This is a genomic window from Limnothrix sp. FACHB-881, from assembly GCF_014698135.1.
Classification (GTDB): domain Bacteria; phylum Cyanobacteriota; class Cyanobacteriia; order CACIAM-69d; family CACIAM-69d; genus CACIAM-69d.
Genome location: NZ_JACJSN010000025.1, coordinates 36,964 through 54,857 on the forward strand (window position 1 = coordinate 36,964; position 17,894 = coordinate 54,857).

The following is a 17,894-nucleotide window of genomic DNA, read 5'->3' on the forward strand; positions in this document are numbered from 1 at the left end:
AACCTGCTGCATCCCCGGTCTTGGTTATGGCCAAAGTTCGCCACACAGTTTCGCCCTCTGCACCCTGGAAACGGGCGGCTTCCCTGTCCCTGTCTGTGGCGGCGCTGTTGACCCTGGGCGGGGCGATCGCCCTGGTAACGACGGGCTTTGCGGTGGGAGTTCGCTCAATTGTTGATCCCGAGGCGGCTGCTTGGTTGGATCAATGGTTGCCCGCCACCGGAGGCATCACGCCCCGCGACCTGAAAACCGTGGCCCAACTGCGGGCGGAATTGACCAAGGGCAACCAACGGATGGGGGAAATTGTGCCGCTGGGTCGTCAATGGTTGGTGGCCACCGTGCGGCAACAGCAACCCAACTGCACGGCGGGGCCCCAATGTTGGCCGATCGTCCAGTTGCGGGCCTACCAGGCCCCGAACCCGGAACCCCAGGGCGATCGCCCCTTGGCCTATCGGCTCACTACGACGCTCGACTTGGAGGGGCCGCCGGAATCCTTGGTGCTGGCTCCTTTGGTCAAGGCCGGCGTGGCCACCAGCGGTTCCACGGATCCCTTGCCGCTCATGGCGGTGCAAGGCCTGAAGGGCGGCCCAGCGGGCGGCGGTTGGTTAACGGTGAGCGGACAGTTGCCCCGATCGAACCAGCAACTTCGCTACGGCGTGATTGTGCATTTGAACATTAGCCGTTTGGGGCGACCGGGCCACCTGAGCGTCCAAGGCCAGTGGAGCAGCCCCAAGGATCGATCGCCCGTTTGGGAATCGATCACCGGCAATCGGGAACCGGAATTAATTGTCGATCAATCGGCCACCGATGCACCGGACTTGGCAATTTACCGAGCGATCCCCTCCGGGTTTGCGCCGGATCCCGTTTCCTTGGAACCGATCGTGCTGACGGAACCGTTGCTGCGATCGACCGATTTAACCGACTTAGCCCAATACCAAGAGGCCCTGAAGCTGGTCAAGCTGGAACTTTGGTCGCCGGCCTTAACCAAATTGCAGCCCCTGCGCGATCGGCTGGTGAATCGATCGCTGGTTTGGGACGATCGGGTACAGGCCCAATACGATGCCCTGCGCTACCATGCGGATCTGGCCCGGGTGCGAGCCGACTCACCCCAAAAAGATATCCCCAGCCAGATTTTGGCCGACCTAGGCGACAGCCGTTGGCAACGGGCACTCGATCGCTTTGCACAAGCCTCCCTGGGGGATCAGGCAACGGTGGTGTGGTGGTTGCGTTCCGCTGAAGGGGAAAAACTGGAGCGACAGGTTAATTTGGTGCTGCAATTTGCCCCAAACCAAGCCTCTGTGATGTTTTGGAAAGCCACCACCCTGGCCGCGCGGCAAGGTCGTCCGGCGGCGATCGCCTGGTATCGCTCCCAGCCGGGCCAGTCCGTGGAGTGGGATCAACGGATCGATCGCTGGTTAGCCCAGGTTGCCACCGTCCCGCGTTAGGGCCACGGCCAGCCGGCCGCCCCCATTTCCGATAAGCTAGTAGACTGCAATTCAGTCCCAGCCACCCCGCCCGATCGACCCATGCTCCGAGCCGGAATCGTCGGACTGCCCAACGTGGGCAAGTCCACCCTGTTTAATGCCCTGGTTGCCAACGCCAAAGCGGAAGCCGCCAACTTTCCCTTCTGCACCATTGAACCCAACGTCGGCGTGGTTTCCGTGCCCGATGAACGGTTGCAAGTGCTGAGTGATTTGGCCAAGTCCAAGCAAATCGTCCCCACGCGCGTGGAATTTGTGGACATTGCCGGCCTGGTGAAGGGAGCCAGCAAGGGCGAAGGGCTGGGGAACCAGTTTTTGGCCAACATTCGGGAAGTGGATGCGATCGTCCATGTGGTGCGCTGTTTTGAGAATGACGACATCATCCACGTGTCCGGCTCGATCGACCCGATCCGCGACATTGAAATCATCAATCTGGAGTTGATCCTCTCGGACTTGGCCCAGGTGGAGCGCCGAGCCGATCGCGTCCGCAAGCAAGCCCGCGCCAACAAAGAGGCCCAAGCGGAGTTGGTCGTGCTCGAAAAGATCCTGGCCGTCCTTGAAGATGGTCGCCCCGCCCGCCAAGTCAGCCTGACCGAAGAAGAGGAACCCCTGATCGCCACCTTGGGCCTGCTGACCCGCAAGCGGATGATCTACGCCACCAACGTTTCGGAAGATGACCTGGCCACCGGCAACCCATGGGTGGAGCAGGTGCGGGAGCTGGCCAAGACCGAAAACGCCCAAACGGTGATTATTTCCGCCCAAGTGGAAGCGGAACTGATTGAACTATCCGATGAAGAACGGGCGGACTTCCTCGATTCATTGGGCGTGACCGAAGGGGGGCTGAAGTCCCTAATTCGCGCCACCTACGACCTGTTAGGCTTGCGCACCTACTTCACTTCCGGCGAAAAGGAAACCCGCGCCTGGACGATCCACGCGGGCATGACGGCCCCCCAAGCGGCTGGCGTGATTCACTCGGACTTTGAGCGAGGCTTCATTCGCGCCGAAACCGTGGCCTACGCGGATTTGGTGGCGACCGGCTCGCTTTCCTCCGCCAAAGAAAAGGGCCTCGTCCGCAGTGAAGGCAAAGAATATGTGGTGCAAGAGGGCGATGTTATGCTGTTTAGATTTAACGTCTAGCCCTGCCCCGAATCACCGTAGCGCGGGCATCTTGCCCGCCGGTCGCCCGGTTATTTGGCCCGTTTGATCCCATCGAATCGCAATTCCGCAGCAACCCGCCATGCACCAAAATTTCATGCCGATCGCCTACTACAAAGGCGAATTTATTCCCTTCGAGAATGCCAACCTGTCGATCGCAACCCACGCGCTGCACTACGGCACGGGGGCCTTTGGCGGGTTGCGCGGGATTCCTGACCCGGCGGATCCGAACACGATTTTGCTGTTCCGGCTCGATCGCCACAGCAAGCGCCTCAGCCAAAGTGCCAAATTCCTGCATTATGATTTGCCCGCCGACAAAATTCTTTGGGCGATCGAAGAATTTGTCCGCCAAAACAAACCGACCAAATCGTTTTATATCCGCCCCTTTGTTTACACCTCTGACTTAGGGATTGCGCCCCGTTTGCACAGCGTTGAAAAGAGCTTCTTTATCTACGGTTTGGAAATGGGCGATTACCTGTCCCAAGAAGGGGTGGCTTGCCGGATTAGCTCCTGGGTGCGCCAAGAAGATCGCAGCCTGCCGTTGCGCGGCAAAATCGCGGGTGCTTACATCACCTCATCCCTAGCCAAAACCGAAGCGGTGGAGTCGGGTTTTGATGAGGCAATCATGATGAATTCCCAAGGCAAGGTGAGCGAAGCCTCGGGGATGAACGTGTTTTTGGTGCGCAATGGCACGTTGATTACACCTGGTTTTGAGCAAGACATCCTGGAAGGGATCACCCGCGACAGCATTTTGACGATCGCCCGCGATCGGGGCATTCCGATCGAAATTCGCCCGGTGGATAAAACCGAATTGTTCATTGCAGATGAGGTGTTCCTCAGCGGCACGGCGGCTAAAATCGCCCCGGTGAGCAAGATCGAAAACTACACATTGGGGAGCGATCGCCCCGTCACCAATCTGTTGCGAGACACCCTCACGGCGATCGTCGAAAATCGCGAACCGGCCTACGCCGATTGGGTTCACAAAATCGCGCTGTAATTTCCCACAATCTCGACAGAATTGGTCAATCTCGTAAGGGCGTACGGCCGTACGCCCCTACCTGGAATCTCGACTATAAACCACTGGACTATAAGCCAACAGCATCAGCAGCTTGGCTTTCTTGGCGCAAATAGCTTTCGATAAATTGCCCCAAATCACCATTCATCACCGACTGAATATCGGTGGTTTCTAATTCCGTGCGTAGGTCTTTCACCAACTGATAGGGGTGAAACACATAGTTACGGATTTGGGTTCCCCAGGCCGCTTCCACCATGTCGCCGCGAATATCCGCGATTTCTTTGGCCCGCTGTTCTTGGGCAATCACCAACAGTTTGGCCTTCAACAGAACCATCGCTTTTTCTTTGTTTTGCAGTTGCGATCGCTCCTCGGTGCAACGCACGGCCAACCCCGTGGGTAAGTGGGTAATCCGCACGGCCGTTTCCACTTTGTTCACGTTCTGGCCGCCTTTGCCGCCGGCCCGCGAAGTGGTAATTTCTAAATCTTTGTCTGGGATATCCAGTTGAATGGAATGATCCAAAATTGGCATCACTTCCACACCCGCAAAGCTAGTTTGGCGCTTGCCATTGGCATTAAAGGGCGAAATTCGCACGAGACGATGGGTACCCTTTTCCGATCGCAAATAGCCATAGGCGTAGCGACCTTGAATTTCTAAGGTGACGGATTTAATCCCCGCTTCGTCACCTTCAGAAAGCTCGCTGATCGCTACTTTATATTGTTGTTTTTCTGCCCAGCGGGTATACATCCGCATCAACTGCTCGGCCCAATCTTGGGCATCGGTTCCCCCCGCCCCGGCGTTAATGCTTAAAACGGCTCCTTTGCTGTCGTAGGGGCCAGATAATAAGCGTTGCAGTTCCCAGGCATCCAGTTCCGCCGCCAATTGATTTAAGGAGGTGAAGGCTTCCTGGAGGAGACCATCATCGGGTTCTAATTCCAGTAGCTCCAGGGCGGCGCGGCTGTCGTTGAGGGTGTTTTGCCAGCGATCGATCTGTTGTAGATCTCCCTTGGCATCATTTAAATCTTGCAAAACTTGCTGGGCCTGGCTTTGGTCGTCCCAAAAGTCTGGCTGGGCGGCTAGGTTTTCCAAGTCGGCCACTTTGGCGTTCAAGGCAGCTTGGTCAAAGACAGTCCTGAGCGTTGCCCAGGCGATCGCACAGCAAATCAATTTGGCGTTTCAGGTCTGAGGCATCAAGCATAGGGTCAAATTAGCAATTAAGGCGATGAAACAAGGTAATGAAACGAGCTAAGCGCTGGGATTTGCGCTACTCATTTCTGTACATTTTCGTACAGGTTTGTGCATTTTCGTTGGTCTTGGATCGGCCTTAGATCGGCCTTGGATCGGTCTTTGTTCGTGCTTACACATCTTGTTTTGCATGTCTTTGCAGGCCGCTGTCATTAGCACGATCGGCAAAGGGCGATTAGCAAATAGGATCAGTAAACAGTTGGCAAGGTCACAGCCTAAAGACTATAGCAATCCTGTGGCATTCTGCCTGCCTGCTTTTGCTGATGCGGAAGTGGAATTGCGATCGAATTGCGATCGACCGTTCTGGGCTGTGCTGTAGCGACAATCGAGCCGCCCCTGTAAGTTCTAGGCGAGCTGTGGGCACAATAAAGCTGGGTCGTGGCCGTTTCAGAGGAGATGATCTCCAAAATTGATGCTGCGCCGCGACCGATTGCAGGGACTCTATAACCACCGAGCGATCGCTCACTGATGGGTTTCATCCCCTGTGGGGTGCTTGGGTGTTTCTGATAAGCTATCTGCCCAAATGGGTTTGTTTCTGAATGGCGATCTTTTTGAGTTCCATGCTTCAGAAAGGTGGCAGATTTGATCGCCAAATCTTAGAGGATGTCTGAACAGCGCCCTTAGGGACTTGCCGAATCCCGATGAGGACGAGGGTAAGGGGCTTAAACCTCTGATTTCGTTGATCGGCAGGGCAAGGATCGTCTCAATTCTGGCTTTTCAGACATCCTCTCGGGAGACAGTGACAAGTTCAAAGTTGCAATTCAGTGTGGTTGGTGCGCGATCGCTCCTAGGAGCTTGCAAACGCACTTTTCTGACCCAACGTATAATGAAACCGTTTAGGAATCATCAGTGGGCGTTGGTCAAACTTGCTCCTGATATGGCCTAATGGGTGGGCTGATTAATGGTTCAAGGGTAACGACCGAGCGGTTATTCCTAACGAGGCGATCGGGAACTTGAGAGATATGGAAGTGCAAATCCAAGATCGTGGTTGGTTTGCTAACCGTCATTTCTCGACATCGCCTATGTCGAATCCTGCCGGAGACTCTGGGGACGATATGGATTCGGATGAAACAATCACGACCAATGCCGACTTGCGAGAAGCGGAAACCACCATGGCCAAGCTGCTCCATGACGGTTTTGAGGCCTATCGAGAACGGCAGTTCAATCAGGCAGAACAGTTATTTGAGGCGTTGTTGACCTTGGCGATCTCGGTGAAGGATCACCATCGCGAGGAACGGGCCTATAACGGTCTGTTTTTGGGCTACTATGCCCGCCATCAGTACGAGCAAGCCCTGGACTGTGCGCGTCGCTGGCTGGCCACCACCCGGGCCCATGGCAATTGGCAAGGCCAAACCCACGCCTTAGCCCATTGGGGCAATGCTTGCCGTCACTTGGGCCAGTTCGATCGCGCCATTGTGTATCAACAGGAGGCCCTGGCGATCGCCCGAGATATGGGGGAGCTAGATAGCCAAATTGCCATCCTGAATAATTTAGGTTTGACCTACAAAGCCGCCGGGGATTATCCCAACGCGATCGTTTATCAGCGCCAAAGCCTGGATGCAGTGCGACAGGTGGGCGATCGGGAAGCCGAGCGGCAAGTGCTCAAGAATTTGGGCAATAGTTACTATGCCTGCGGCGACTACATCAGCGCGGTGGAATATTATGACCAACTGCTGCGGCTGTCCTACGCCAATGATGACTATGCAACGGCGAACCAGGTTTTACGCAGTTTGGCGAGCGCCTGTCGGCATCTGGGCAATATGCAACAGGCCATTAATTACTGCAAGCAGCGGCTAACGGTGACGCGGGCCCTCAAGGATTTGCGAGGTGAAGAGCAAACCCTAGGAGCGTTGGGTGTGGCCTACGATGCCCAGGCTGACTATGGCACGGCGATCGAGTATTACCAGCAACGGTTGACCGTTTCGCGCCTGATTCCTGACTTGGATGTGGAATTACAGGCGCTAGCGAGTTTGCGAGTGGCCTACTACTCGTTGGGAAATTATGCCAAAGCCAATGAGTATGCTCGGCAGCGGGAGGCGCTGGTGGGTCACTCGCCCGATGACTCGGAGGTGGATAGCAGTGCGGTGGAAACCACGATCGGGATGCTGAGTGATGAGGCGAAGAGCTAGGGTCGATCGTCGTTTCTCGGAATCAAGCGAAAACGGTTGATTTTTCATGCCCTCAATCATCGTGACCAGGGGACTAGGGTCTGTCGTCAAATCGCCTGGCCCCCTGATGGCTTTGTTCTTCAAACCGATCAGTTCCGGGCCGCCAGCAGATTTTCTCTTGGACGGCGCTTGCCACTCCGCTCTCCATAGACGGGAACCCCTCGGGGTGACCAGCCGTACAAACCCAGCCGCACAAACAAGGGGCATCTGGCTCAAATCCGCTTTCGTCGCAGTAGACAATCGACCAGCCGGCCTGTTTCAGCGCCCGCAACTGACGGAGATAGAACTGGCGTTGGTGCAGGCAGCGTTGTCGATAGCGAAGCTGTTTTTTTTACAAGTCACCTTCAGTTGCTTGAGTCGATAGCTGATCGCACTGGGACAAACCCCAAATTCAGCAGCTCGGTCTCGCAGGCGGGCATCAGGGTAACGTCGCACATGGTCGAGGAGCTTTTTGGAATCGAGTTTGCGAGTCCGAATCTTGGGTAGGGGCTTGGGGGTTGGATTCTCTAACCAGCGGTACAGAGTGGCTCGACTCACCTGGAAGGTACGACTAGCGGTTGTGGGAGGCATTCCCTGCGCAACCGCAGCCAAGACTCGTTGTCTGAGGTCTTTGCTGTAGGTCATGCTGTCTCATTCCTAATTGAATATACTACAAAGCACGATTTAGGAAGCCTTGCGGCGAGTGCTACTCGATCGGGTCGATCGGGTGGTTTCGCCTTCTGGGGCCTTGTCCTCAGTGGTTTTGGCTTTGCGGGTGCGAGTGGTTTTGGGAGCTGCTTCTGAGGCCGCTTCTGCGTCTGCGGTTTTGGCCTTGGTGGTTTTGCTGGTGGTTTTACCCGTCGTCTTGCTAGCGGTTTTCGTGGTTTTACCCGTGGTTTTGCTCGCAGTCTTACGGGCAGTCTTCTTCTTGCTACCTGCTTTGGCCGCCAACAATTCCAACGCCTCCGCCAAGGTCAGGCTCTCCACGGTTTGCCCTTCTGCCAAGCCCGCATTCACCTTGCCATGTTGGACATAGATGCCATAGGGCCCCTGATACAGGTTCACCGGTTCGTTGTCGTCCGGGTGGGGGCCCAACTCGCGAAGCGGGGTTTTCTGTTTGCGGCTACGGCTGGCCTTCGGTTGGGCCAATAGCTCCAGGGCCCGTTCCAGGGTGATGGTGGTGACATCATCATCGGCCTTGAGCGATCGGTAATCTTGGCCCCCGTCCTTGCCCATGTCGTGAACAATGTAGGGGCCAAAACGCCCAAGGCTGGCTTTGACGGGGCGGCTGGTCTCCGGGTGCTGCCCCAACAAGCGCGGCAAAGAGAGCAGACCCAAAGCCAGCTCAAGGGTCAGGTTTTCGGGGGTCACGCCTCGGGGCAAGGAGGTGCGTTTGGGTTTGGGATTTTCGTCAGTTACTTCGCCCAACTGCACGTAGGGCCCATAGGCTCCCGTCAGCACGTAAATGGATTCGCCGGTTTCGGGATGGTTGCCGATCGAGGCGGGGCCTTCGGTCTTTTGGCGAATCAGGGCGGCAATTTGCTCCGCGTCTAGATCAGCCGGGGTCAAATCCTTGGGCAGGGAGGCTTTGATCGTTGCGCCCTGGTCGTCCACGACTTCCACATAGGCTCCGTAACGCCCAATCCGAATATCGGCGTTCAAATCTTCCAAAACGATCGTGCGGGCTTCGGCCGGGTCGATCGCGCTTTCGCGCACCTTCACCTGCGTATCCAGCCCCCCATCGCCCAAGTAGAACTGACGCAGATAGGGCAGCCAAGAGGTTTTGCCCGTGGAAATTTCGTCCAGGGTGCGTTCCATTTGGGCCGTGAACCCAAAGTCCACCAGGTCAGGAAAATGATTTTCCAGAAGCCCCGTCACCGCAAAGGCCGTAAAGGTGGGAACCAGGGCATTGCCGAGCTGTTGGGCATAGCCCCGATCGACGATCGTGCCGATGATGCTGGCGTAGGTGCTGGGGCGGCCGATGCCTTCGTTTTCCAGCATTTTCACCAAGGCCGCTTCCGTGTAGCGGGCGGGGGGTTGGGTGTCGTGGCGCAGGGCCTCCAGGTCTTGGCAATTGACCCGATCGCCCTTGGTCAGGGGCGGCAACAGCACTTCCCGATCCTCGATCGCCGCATCGGGATCGTCTGACCCTTCCACATAGGCTCGGAAAAAGCCGGGAAAGTCAATCCGCTTGCCGCTGGCCCGAAACTCAGCGTTTTCCACCCGAATTTGGGCCGAAACGAAGGTTTGGCGCGCGTCGGCCATTTGGCAGGCCACTGTTCTTTTCCAGATCAAATCGTAGAGTTGCAGTTCCCGTCCGCTGAGACCCGTTTGTTGCGGCGTGCGGAACGTGCTGCCGGCCGGGCGGATTGCTTCGTGGGCTTCTTGGGCCCCCTTGGCCTTGGTGGCATATTGACGCGGTTGGGGACTCAGGTAATTCGCGCCGTAGAGTTCCGTCACGCAAGCACGGGCCGCCTCGATCGCCTGTTGAGACAGGTGTACCGAGTCGGTTCGCATATAGGTGATATAGCCCTGCTCGTAGAGACTTTGAGCCGTGCGCATGGTGTCCCGGGCCGAGAGCCGCAGTTTGCGGTTCGCCTCCTGTTGCAAGGTGGAGGTGGTGAAGGGAGGCGATGGCTTGCGGGTGTTGGGTCGCTCCTCAATGTCCGCCACCGTCCAATCGCCCGATCGCAGGCGATCGCGCAGGGTTTGGGCCTGCTCTTCGTTGAGCAAAACAACCTTTTTGCCCGCCGCAATTTGCCCGGTGGCTTCGTCAAAATCCGCCCCCGTGGCCAATTTTTTGCCGTCCAGGGCCACCAACTTGGCTTCAAAGGGGCGATCGTCCAAGCTGATCAACGCCGCCTTCAAGTCCCAATAGGTTCCGGTTTTGAACGCTCGCCGGGCCCGTTCCCGAATCACCAACATCCGCACCGCCACAGACTGCACCCGCCCTGCCGACAGGCCCGCCGCGATTTTTTTCCACAGCAAAGGCGATAGGGTGTAACCCACCAAGCGATCGAGAATTCGGCGGGTTTCTTGGGCATGAACGAGGTTATCGTTCACCTGGCGACAGTTTTGAATGGCCGATCGAATGGCCTCTTCCGTAATTTCATGGAAGACCATTCGTTTCACGGGCACTTTCGGTTTCAAAACCTGCAATAAATGCCAGCTAATGCTTTCCCCTTCCCGGTCTTCGTCAGTGGCCAAGACCAATTCATCGGCCAGCTTCAAAGAGTCTTGTAACTCTTTAACGACCTTTTTTTTGTCCTTGGGAATGACGTAAAGGGGTTCAAAGTTCTTTTCAATGTTGACCCCTAATTGGGCCCACTGTTCGCCCTTAACCGCCGCCGGAATCTCACTTGCCGATTGGGGCAAGTCGCGAATATGACCCATCGAAGCCGTTACCTGATAGCCAGACGGCAGAAAGTTACGAATGGTTTTCGCTTTGGTCGGGGACTCGACAATAACAAGGGTTGTCATGGATGGCGGAGGGCTGACCCAGTATTCCTAATATATAGATAGATCGAAACTTGGATAGATGACAGTGCGATCGCGGTCACAGGCTGAGGCGGACGACGCGATCGGGACAAAACGGGCGATCGAAGTGGCTGCAAAGACTAGCCGTAAAGACTAATTGGACAGAGTGGAAGAAATTTCGGGAAATGTCAAGTCGCGATCGCTTCGGTGACAAGATTGGTCGGCTTGGATGCATGGGCGCTGCCATTGACCCGGCTTTTGCCAACAGACGGCCGTTTGCTCACGATCGACAGTGGATCCCCTTCGGAGCAGGCCGCAACGCCAACCCTGAATCCCTGAATGGTCGTCGCCATCATAGAATGGATCCCTTGGACTTCAGCATTTCAGCAAATTGGGGTGGGATTGCCTCGCCGTTCGCTTCCCGCTCAATTGCGCTCAATTTTCATCACGATCCAAGGGAGAACACCAACCGTGACATCCTTAGCTGCCCCCGCCATTGACATTAACAGTTTGGCTCAGGAATTAGAGAATGAAAGCCCCCAAAAAATTCTCGATCGGGCCCTGAGTTTGTATGACAATCTGGCCATTTCCTTCAGCGGCGCTGAGGATGTGGTTTTGATTGATATGGCCCATCGATTGGGCAAGCCCTTTAAAGTTTTTACCCTGGACACGGGGCGGTTACATGCGGAAACCTATCAACTGCTCGATCGCGTTCGTCAACGCTACAACATCTCGATCGATGTGATGTTTCCCGATGCAGCGGCCGTGGAAGCATTGGTGAACGCCAAGGGGCTATTTAGCTTCTATGAAGATGGCCATAAAGAGTGCTGTGGTATCCGTAAGGTTGCCCCCCTGCGCCGTAAATTAACCACTCTGGATGCTTGGATTACGGGTCAACGGAAAGATCAAAATCCTGCCACTCGGGATAGTGTCCCGATCGTGCAAGTGGATGGTGGATTTTCCACACCCGACCATCAATTGGTGAAGTTTAATCCGCTGGCTAATTGGTCTTCCAGCGATGTTTGGATGTACATTCGCGCCTACGAAGTGCCCTATAACGCACTTCATGAAAAGGGCTTTATCAGCATTGGTTGTGAACCTTGCACCCGGCCCGTATTGCCCAACCAACATGAGCGGGAAGGTCGTTGGTGGTGGGAAGATGCGGGCAAAAAAGAATGCGGTCTCCATGCGGTGAACTTGAACGAGCAAAAGTAGGCTAGTAGCTCCAACGATCAGCGCAACCAAAACGGATGAAACCATAACAGACAAGGGGCTTAAGCCCCTTGTTCCATAGCTTAAGCCCCTGATCTAATTGGTTAAGTTTTCGTTGGTTTTCGTTGATTGGCGCTGGTTGACGTTAATTGGTTGGTGTGAATTAGTTGACGTGAATTAGTTGGCGTTAATCAACCACAATTAACCATGGGTTGCAGGCTAGCTTTTAAAGGCGGCAGCCGGTGCGCCCCAAGTGGGCAACAATTGAGCAGCCCGATCGCGCGAAAACTCAGTGATCGCATCCCAAGCAGTGTCCAACGCCACTTGCATCAGGCGGCTGGGTTCCAAATCATCCTTCACCAAATCCCACAGGCGTTGCAATTCAGCCCCATGGAGGCGATCGTCTTCCACCAGGGCTAGCAACAACCGTTGACGCAGCAATTGCCCCTCTTCGGACATCAAATAGCGCAATCCCAAACCGGCGGTAGGAACCAGGTCAAACCCGGAATCTGAACGGGCGATCGCCAGCATATTTTCCAGGCGCGTCCATTGAAATTTGCCATCTTCAAACAGCACTTCAATCAGACGGCGACGCAGTTGGGGCGATTCCCCCATCAACAACCGTCGCGCCACGTAAGGATAGGCAATTTCCAGAATCTTGAACTGGGGGTTCAAACTCAGGGCCAAGCCCTCTTGGGTGACGAGCGATCGAATAATCAAGGCAAATTTGGCCGGCACTCGGAACGGATAGTCATACATCAATTCCGAGAACCGATCGGTGACGGTTTTGAAGTTGAAGCTACCCACATTCCGCCCGATCGCCTCGCCCAAAACCGACTCCAGCGCCGGAATGATGGGACGAATATTCGTATTCGGAGCCAGGAAGCCGAGGCGCACAAAATCCCCCGCCAATTCCTCATACTTCCGGTTCAACAAATGCACCACCGAATCCACGATCGTTTCCTTGGTGGATTCGTTTAACTGATCCATCATCCCAAAATCAATGTAAGCCATTCGACCATCGCGCAGGGCAAACAGATTTCCCGGGTGGGGATCCGCATGGAAAAAGCCAAATTCTAGGAGCTGTCGCAGACCAGAAGTGACGCCAATTCCGATCAAAGAATCCCGATCGAGACCCGCTTCCCGCACCGAGTCCGTGTTGGTCAGCTTGAGGCCGTCAATCCATTCCAACGTCAGCACCCGATGGCTGCTGTAGTCCCAGTAAATGACCGGTACTTTGACCGTGGGATCATCACGGAAATTTTCACCAAATCGCTCGGCGTTGCGTCCTTCGTTTTGGTAATCAATTTCTTCAAAAAGTTTGCTGCCAAATTCATCCACAATCAGGGTCAAATCATGGCCCAAATTGAGCGGCAACCAGGGAGCGGCCCAACTGGCGCACCAGCGAATTAAATACAAATCAAGGGTCAAGGTTGGCAGCAGATTCGGCCGCTGCACTTTCACGGCCACGTCCTCGCCGCTGTAGAGCTTGGCGCGGTAGACCTGTCCCAAGCTGGCCGCCGCGATCGGTTCGGGGGAAATGTCGCGAAAGATGTCCCGCAGGGGGCGATCCAAGTCCGCTTCAATGATGCTGAAAGCCAGTTCCGTCGAAAACGGCGGGAGCTGATCCTGAAGTTTCTCGAGTTCCGCTAAATAATCCACCCGCACCAGATCGGGCCGAGTGGACAGGGCTTGCCCAACTTTGATGAACGTGGGGCCCAAGTGGATCAAAATTTGACGCAGTTGCTCGGCTCGCTGGCCCACTTGGTCAGCCCGCTCGCCCCACAATTGATCGCTCAACCAGCCAAACACGAATGCAGCACTGAACCAAGCAATTTGCAACAGTCGCAAGATGCCAATCCAAGGTCGCCGGCCGTAAAATCGGGCAATTTCCTTGGGATCGTAGCGACGGGCGCGATTGCTGGTTGTGCCAGCGCGCAAATCTTCCAAAAGAACCGAAGTGGCGTTCACGCTAGCAGCCTCAACCAACCTAAAGCCGGTATTTATTTTAGCTGTAGCACCCGTATAGGAAACTACAAAAATCGAAAAACAATCAAAGCTTTTCGTTACAACCAGCTTGGGGGGTCGTCAAATCGCCTGAAACCCTGATGCTGCCGTTGCCGGATCGTGGGAAGCAAGGGGATGCAGCCCTTGGTTACAACCAGCCAATCGCATTGCCCCGCTCGATCGCCCTTATTTGATCGCCCGTGGAATTGGTGTTCCCCTGGAGTGGCCCTGGAAATGATTACGCCCGATCGCTCGAAAAATCGGGTGTTTCAGCTCCGGTACCGCTGCTCGATCGCGGCTGATGCGCGAGCATTGGCAAACAAGTTCCCAATGGAAGTTCAGAAAATGTTCAAAAAATTTTGCCAAATGACTTGAGCAATTGCGGTCACCATGCTAATCTTTGATTCTGCAAAGGCGGAAACGCACTGAGCGCGGGCGATTAGCACAGTGGTAGCGCACTTCCTTCACACGGAAGGGGTCACTGGTTCAAATCCAGTATCGCCCATCTAAACAGGTTCAACACAAGCTCAACGGGTCTTGATGAGCCAATTCACCAATTCAATCGAGAGTTTCGATCGAGGCTGTCGAGGCCAAGACGGAAAACTCAGGGTTGATCAGCCAAGTATCCGGTAACTGATCCCAGATCCAGGATCGGTGAAAATGCGACCACGAAAGCCGCTCGCTGGGTGCAGAACTCGCCTCATCCTCAATAGGCCGCTTGCATCAATCCAGACCCTCACCCTAAATCCCTCTCCCAAGTCGGGAGAGGGACTTGAAAATCAACAACGAAATCGCCGTTATTCCTGATTTCTGGCTCCCCTTCACCCGCCTTGGGAGAAGGGGTTGGGGGATGAGGGCTGTTAGCTGATTCGCGCAAGAAGTCTAATCAGCAATCAGATCGCAGCGACTGATCGTTAGGTGATCACCGTGGGGCGATCGCGCCCGGTCAGGGACTTGATTTGGGCCACTTCCTCCGCGATCGCGATCAAATCCCCGAGGGCCACTTGGGTGTCTTGATCATGCTTGGCGGAATCGGGTTCGTAGCTTTCCAAATACAACCGCAGCGTGGCTCCTTGGGTTCCCGTGCCCGACAGGCGGAACACAATCCGGGAGCCATCCGTAAACCCGATCCGAATCCCTTGTTTTTGGCTGAGGCTGCCATCCACAGGATCGGTGTAGGCAAAATCATCGGCGTAGTCCACCTCGTAGGAGCCGAATTTCTGGCCCTTCAGGTCGCCCAGCTTAGCCCGCAGGTTATCAACCAGGGTATTAGCCCGATCGCTCTCCACCTCTTCATAGTCATGGCGGGAGTAGTAGTTGCGGCCGTAGGTTTGCCAATGTTCCCGCACGATCGCCTCCACAGACTGGCCGCGCACCGCCAGCAAGTTCAGCCAGAACAGCACCGCCCAAAGACCGTCTTTTTCGCGCACATGGTTCGACCCCGTGCCGAAGCTTTCTTCACCGCAGAGGGTGGCCTTGCCCGCATCCAGCAAATTACCGAAGAACTTCCAGCCGGTGGGGGTTTCATAGCAATCAATGCCCAGCTTGGCCGCCACTCGATCGACTGCGGCGCTGGTGGGCATCGATCGCGCCACACCGGCCAAACCTTCGCGATAGCCCGGGATGAGGGTGGCGTTGGCGGCCAACACGGCCAAGCTGTCGCTGGGGGTGACGAAGAAGTTACGCCCCAAAATCATGTTGCGATCGCCGTCCCCATCGGAAGCGGCCCCAAAGTCCGGCGCACCGTCGCCAAACAGAATTTCCACCAAGTCATGGGCATAAACCAGGTTGGGATCCGGATGCCCCCCGCCAAAGTCCTCCAGGGGCACACCGTTCATCACCGTGCCGGCCGGCGCACCCAACAGCCCTTGCAAAATTGCCTGGGCATAGGGGCCGGTCACGGCGTGCATGGAATCCACACAGGCGCGGCCGGTTTTGAACCAATCCCGCAGGCGATCGAAGTCAAATAACGACTGCATCAGAGCCGCGTAGTCACTGACGGAATCGATCACCTCAACGGTCATGTCGCCCAGTTGGCTCGTGCCGGGGCGATCAAGATCCAAATCCGTCGCCTCCAGAATTCGATAGCCATCCAGGGTTTTGGTGCGGTGATAAATCGCATCCGTCACCTTTTCGGGAGCCGGGCCGCCGTTGGCCGTGTTGAACTTAATGCCAAAGTCCGCATCGGGGCCGCCGGGGTTGTGGCTGGCCGAGAGGATGATGCCGCCAAAGGCTTCGTTTTTGCGAATCACACAGGAGGCCGCCGGAGTGGACAAAATTCCCCCCTGACCCACCAACACGCGCCCCACCCCATTGGCCGCGGCCATTTTCAAGATTGTTTGGATCGCGGTGCGGTTGTAGTAGCGCCCATCACCACCCAGGACTAGGGTTTGGCCGGCAAAATTTTCGAGGCTGTCAAAGATGGATTGAACAAAGTTTTCTAAATAATGCCGCTGCTGAAAAACGGGCACGCGCTTCCGCAGGCCGGAAGTGCCGGGCTTTTGATCTAAAAAAGGCTGACTGGCGACGTGGTGAATATTCATAGGGTAATAGGGCGAAATTTTATGGGGTCATGGGGGCGATCGCCTCCGCTGGGAACCCGCACTAGCAGAAACCAAAAGACCAGTCCTATTTCTTCAGCAACCGCACATCAATCACGCTGGCATTGAAGTTATAGGCCTTTCCTTCTAATTCCACGGGAATGCCAATTTTGAGCTTGTTATTCCCCAGAACGGGCCCATTTTCCGTCATGGTGGCCTCGCCGCTGAGGGTCAAATACAGGTCACTGTTATATAAATCAGGGCGGGGATCTGGCAGGGCTTTCACCGTGCCATCGGGTTGAGGAACCAGGGTGGTGCGGGTGAGGGTTTGCACCGATTTCACGGTGATGCTGCCGTAGGGTTGGTTCCGAATAATCACGTTGGTTTTGCCGGAACTGGTCATTTCTTGGATCACGGTTTGTGGATCCCGAATGGAAAGACCCCGAGCCACCGCGTCAATTTCAACCATTTGTTTTACTGCGCCCACTTGGGCCACGGAGCCGCCGGTTCCGGGCACCAAGAAGATCCCAACCAGCACAAGCAGGATAACCAGGCCTGCACCGAGGTCTAAAATGCTGAGTTTGCCAAGGAGGCGACCCTGTGAGTCGAGCAGTTTCATGGCGGTATGCCGAAGGTGTACGAAAGGGGCGAGGGTTGTGCAGCCCAAGACCAACCCCTAGATCCCAGATTCAAAATCCAAGATCCAAGGGGAAATGAGATCCAAGAACCTGCGCGGTCTAGATAACCTAGAAAGCCTAGACAGCAGTAAGGTTATCAGGTCGCACGGGAGCATGAAAACCTTGTCTCTTGAGAGCAAGGATAAAAGGCGACAAGGGTACTTTAGCGCCCGTTATTCTTATGCCAAGCAAGTCAGCATAAGCTATAATGCAAATATGCTAATTCTTGAGTTCAAAGTCTACGGAAAGCCTGCTCAGTTCAGCGCGATTGATGAGGCGTTGAGGACTGCCAAGTTCATCCAAAACAAGTGCTTACGCTATTGGATGGATAATAAAGGCTTGTCTAAATACGACCTCAACAAGTATTGTGCGGTGCTGGCAAAAGAATTTCCGTTTGCCAATGAACTCAACTCAATGGCTCGTCAAGCATCGGCAGAACGCACTTGGTCTGCGATCTCGCGGTTTTATGAGAACTGCAAAAAGCAGATCCCAGGCAAGAAAGGTTTTCCGCAATTTAAGAAAGACGTTCGCTCAGTGGAATACAAAACGACTGGGTGGAAACTAGCGGAGGATCGTAAATCAATCACGTTCACTGATGGTAAGCAGATTGGCAGATTGAAACTGAAGGGAACTCGTGATTTGCATTTTTACCAACCTAACCAAATCAAGCGGGTCAGACTGGTGAAACGTGCAGATGGGTACTATGTTCAATTTGCCGTATCTATTGAACGCTCTGAAATAGTTCAGCCTTCTGGTAAGGCGATTGGGTTAGATGTAGGACTCAACGATTTCTACGTCACTCAGGATGACTACAGAGCAGAAAATCCGCACTTTCTTCGCAGGGGAGAGCAACGGATCAAGCAGGCTCAAAGGAGGGTTAGCAGAAAGGTTAAAGGGTCAAGCAATCGTCGCAAGGCAAGGGTGATTTTAGGCAAGCGCCATC

12 protein-coding genes and 1 tRNA gene are annotated in these 17,894 nt (G+C 55.1%); 7 read left to right on the forward strand and 6 right to left on the reverse strand.

All coding sequences use genetic code 11. The annotated features are described in order from the left end of the window. Positions 1 to 26 precede the first annotated feature (26 nt). The 3 genes from H6G52_RS17230 to H6G52_RS17240 all read left to right on the forward strand — a co-directional run bounded on the left by H6G52_RS17230 (position 27) and on the right by H6G52_RS17240 (position 3,630). Positions 27 to 1,442, forward strand: a complete 1,416-nt coding sequence (locus H6G52_RS17230; RefSeq protein WP_190529934.1) for a hypothetical protein — start codon at positions 27 to 29, stop codon at positions 1,440 to 1,442. An 81-nt stretch (positions 1,443 to 1,523) separates the two neighbouring features. Next, complete coding sequence (gene ychF / locus H6G52_RS17235; protein ID WP_190354791.1) at positions 1,524 to 2,615, forward strand: redox-regulated ATPase YchF; 1,092 nt, start codon at positions 1,524 to 1,526, stop codon at positions 2,613 to 2,615. A 100-nt stretch (positions 2,616 to 2,715) separates the two neighbouring features. Further along, the gene (locus H6G52_RS17240; RefSeq protein WP_190529936.1) at positions 2,716 to 3,630 is read left to right on the forward strand and encodes a branched-chain amino acid transaminase; all 915 of its coding nucleotides are present in this window, start codon (positions 2,716 to 2,718) and stop codon (positions 3,628 to 3,630) included. Positions 3,631 to 3,718: 88 nt separating this feature from the next. Here H6G52_RS17240 and prfB read toward each other — a convergent pair. Further along, a protein-coding gene (gene prfB, locus H6G52_RS17245; RefSeq protein ID WP_143473080.1) for a peptide chain release factor 2 occupies positions 3,719 to 4,844 on the reverse strand; the annotation gives its coding sequence in 2 pieces (ribosomal slippage) (positions 3,719 to 4,768 and positions 4,770 to 4,844; 1,125 coding nt in all). Between the two features lie 1,069 nt (positions 4,845 to 5,913). Between prfB and H6G52_RS17250 the strand changes: the two genes are divergently transcribed. Further along, positions 5,914 to 7,020 (forward strand): tetratricopeptide repeat protein, encoded by a 1,107-nt coding sequence (locus tag H6G52_RS17250; protein ID WP_158234476.1) that lies wholly within the window; start codon positions 5,914 to 5,916, stop codon positions 7,018 to 7,020. A 297-nt stretch (positions 7,021 to 7,317) separates the two neighbouring features. Here the strand turns inward: H6G52_RS17250 and H6G52_RS17255 are convergent, their stop codons facing one another. Continuing rightward, positions 7,318 to 7,683, reverse strand: coding sequence for an IS630 transposase-related protein (locus tag H6G52_RS17255; RefSeq protein ID WP_190529938.1), 366 nt, complete (start codon positions 7,681 to 7,683; stop codon positions 7,318 to 7,320). A 39-nt stretch (positions 7,684 to 7,722) separates the two neighbouring features. Next, positions 7,723 to 10,518: a type I DNA topoisomerase gene (gene topA, locus H6G52_RS17260; protein ID WP_190529940.1), complete on the reverse strand. Its 2,796-nt coding sequence runs from the start codon at positions 10,516 to 10,518 to the stop codon at positions 7,723 to 7,725. Between the two features lie 468 nt (positions 10,519 to 10,986). On the opposite strand from topA, the gene H6G52_RS17265 reads away from it, so the two are divergent. After that, positions 10,987 to 11,730, forward strand: coding sequence for a phosphoadenylyl-sulfate reductase (locus tag H6G52_RS17265; RefSeq protein WP_347343090.1), 744 nt, complete (start codon positions 10,987 to 10,989; stop codon positions 11,728 to 11,730). Between the two features lie 216 nt (positions 11,731 to 11,946). On the opposite strand, the gene H6G52_RS17270 is transcribed toward H6G52_RS17265, so the two are convergent. Continuing rightward, positions 11,947 to 13,668, reverse strand: a complete 1,722-nt coding sequence (locus H6G52_RS17270; RefSeq protein ID WP_190529948.1) for an AarF/UbiB family protein — start codon at positions 13,666 to 13,668, stop codon at positions 11,947 to 11,949. Between the two features lie 499 nt (positions 13,669 to 14,167). Between H6G52_RS17270 and H6G52_RS17275 the strand changes: the two genes are divergently transcribed. Beyond that, positions 14,168 to 14,239, forward strand: a tRNA-Val gene (locus tag H6G52_RS17275). A gap of 409 nt (positions 14,240 to 14,648) precedes the next feature. Here the strand turns inward: H6G52_RS17275 and H6G52_RS17280 are convergent. Next, positions 14,649 to 16,277 (reverse strand): alpha-D-glucose phosphate-specific phosphoglucomutase, encoded by a 1,629-nt coding sequence (locus tag H6G52_RS17280; protein ID WP_190529944.1) that lies wholly within the window; start codon positions 16,275 to 16,277, stop codon positions 14,649 to 14,651. Positions 16,278 to 16,362: 85 nt separating this feature from the next. Further along, positions 16,363 to 16,893 (reverse strand): DUF4330 domain-containing protein, encoded by a 531-nt coding sequence (locus H6G52_RS17285; RefSeq protein WP_099532700.1) that lies wholly within the window; start codon positions 16,891 to 16,893, stop codon positions 16,363 to 16,365. A 274-nt stretch (positions 16,894 to 17,167) separates the two neighbouring features. Here H6G52_RS17285 and H6G52_RS17290 point away from each other — a divergent pair. Next, positions 17,168 to 17,894 (forward strand): RNA-guided endonuclease TnpB family protein (locus H6G52_RS17290; RefSeq protein ID WP_190529950.1); only part of this gene is annotated, 727 nt, incomplete at its 3' end.

Coding starts and splice junctions, on each gene's coding strand:
- H6G52_RS17255 (WP_190529938.1), bottom strand. CDS start 7,683: ATGACCTACAGCAAAGACCTCAGACAACGAGTCTTGGCTGCGGTTGCG.
- ychF (WP_190354791.1), top strand. CDS start 1,524: ATGCTCCGAGCCGGAATCGTCGGACTGCCCAACGTGGGCAAGTCCACC.
- H6G52_RS17240 (WP_190529936.1), top strand. CDS start 2,716: ATGCACCAAAATTTCATGCCGATCGCCTACTACAAAGGCGAATTTATT.
- H6G52_RS17280 (WP_190529944.1), bottom strand. CDS start 16,277: ATGAATATTCACCACGTCGCCAGTCAGCCTTTTTTAGATCAAAAGCCC.
- H6G52_RS17230 (WP_190529934.1), top strand. CDS start 27: ATGGCCAAAGTTCGCCACACAGTTTCGCCCTCTGCACCCTGGAAACGG.
- H6G52_RS17285 (WP_099532700.1), bottom strand. CDS start 16,893: ATGAAACTGCTCGACTCACAGGGTCGCCTCCTTGGCAAACTCAGCATT.
- H6G52_RS17250 (WP_158234476.1), top strand. CDS start 5,914: ATGTCGAATCCTGCCGGAGACTCTGGGGACGATATGGATTCGGATGAA.
- topA (WP_190529940.1), bottom strand. CDS start 10,518: ATGACAACCCTTGTTATTGTCGAGTCCCCGACCAAAGCGAAAACCATT.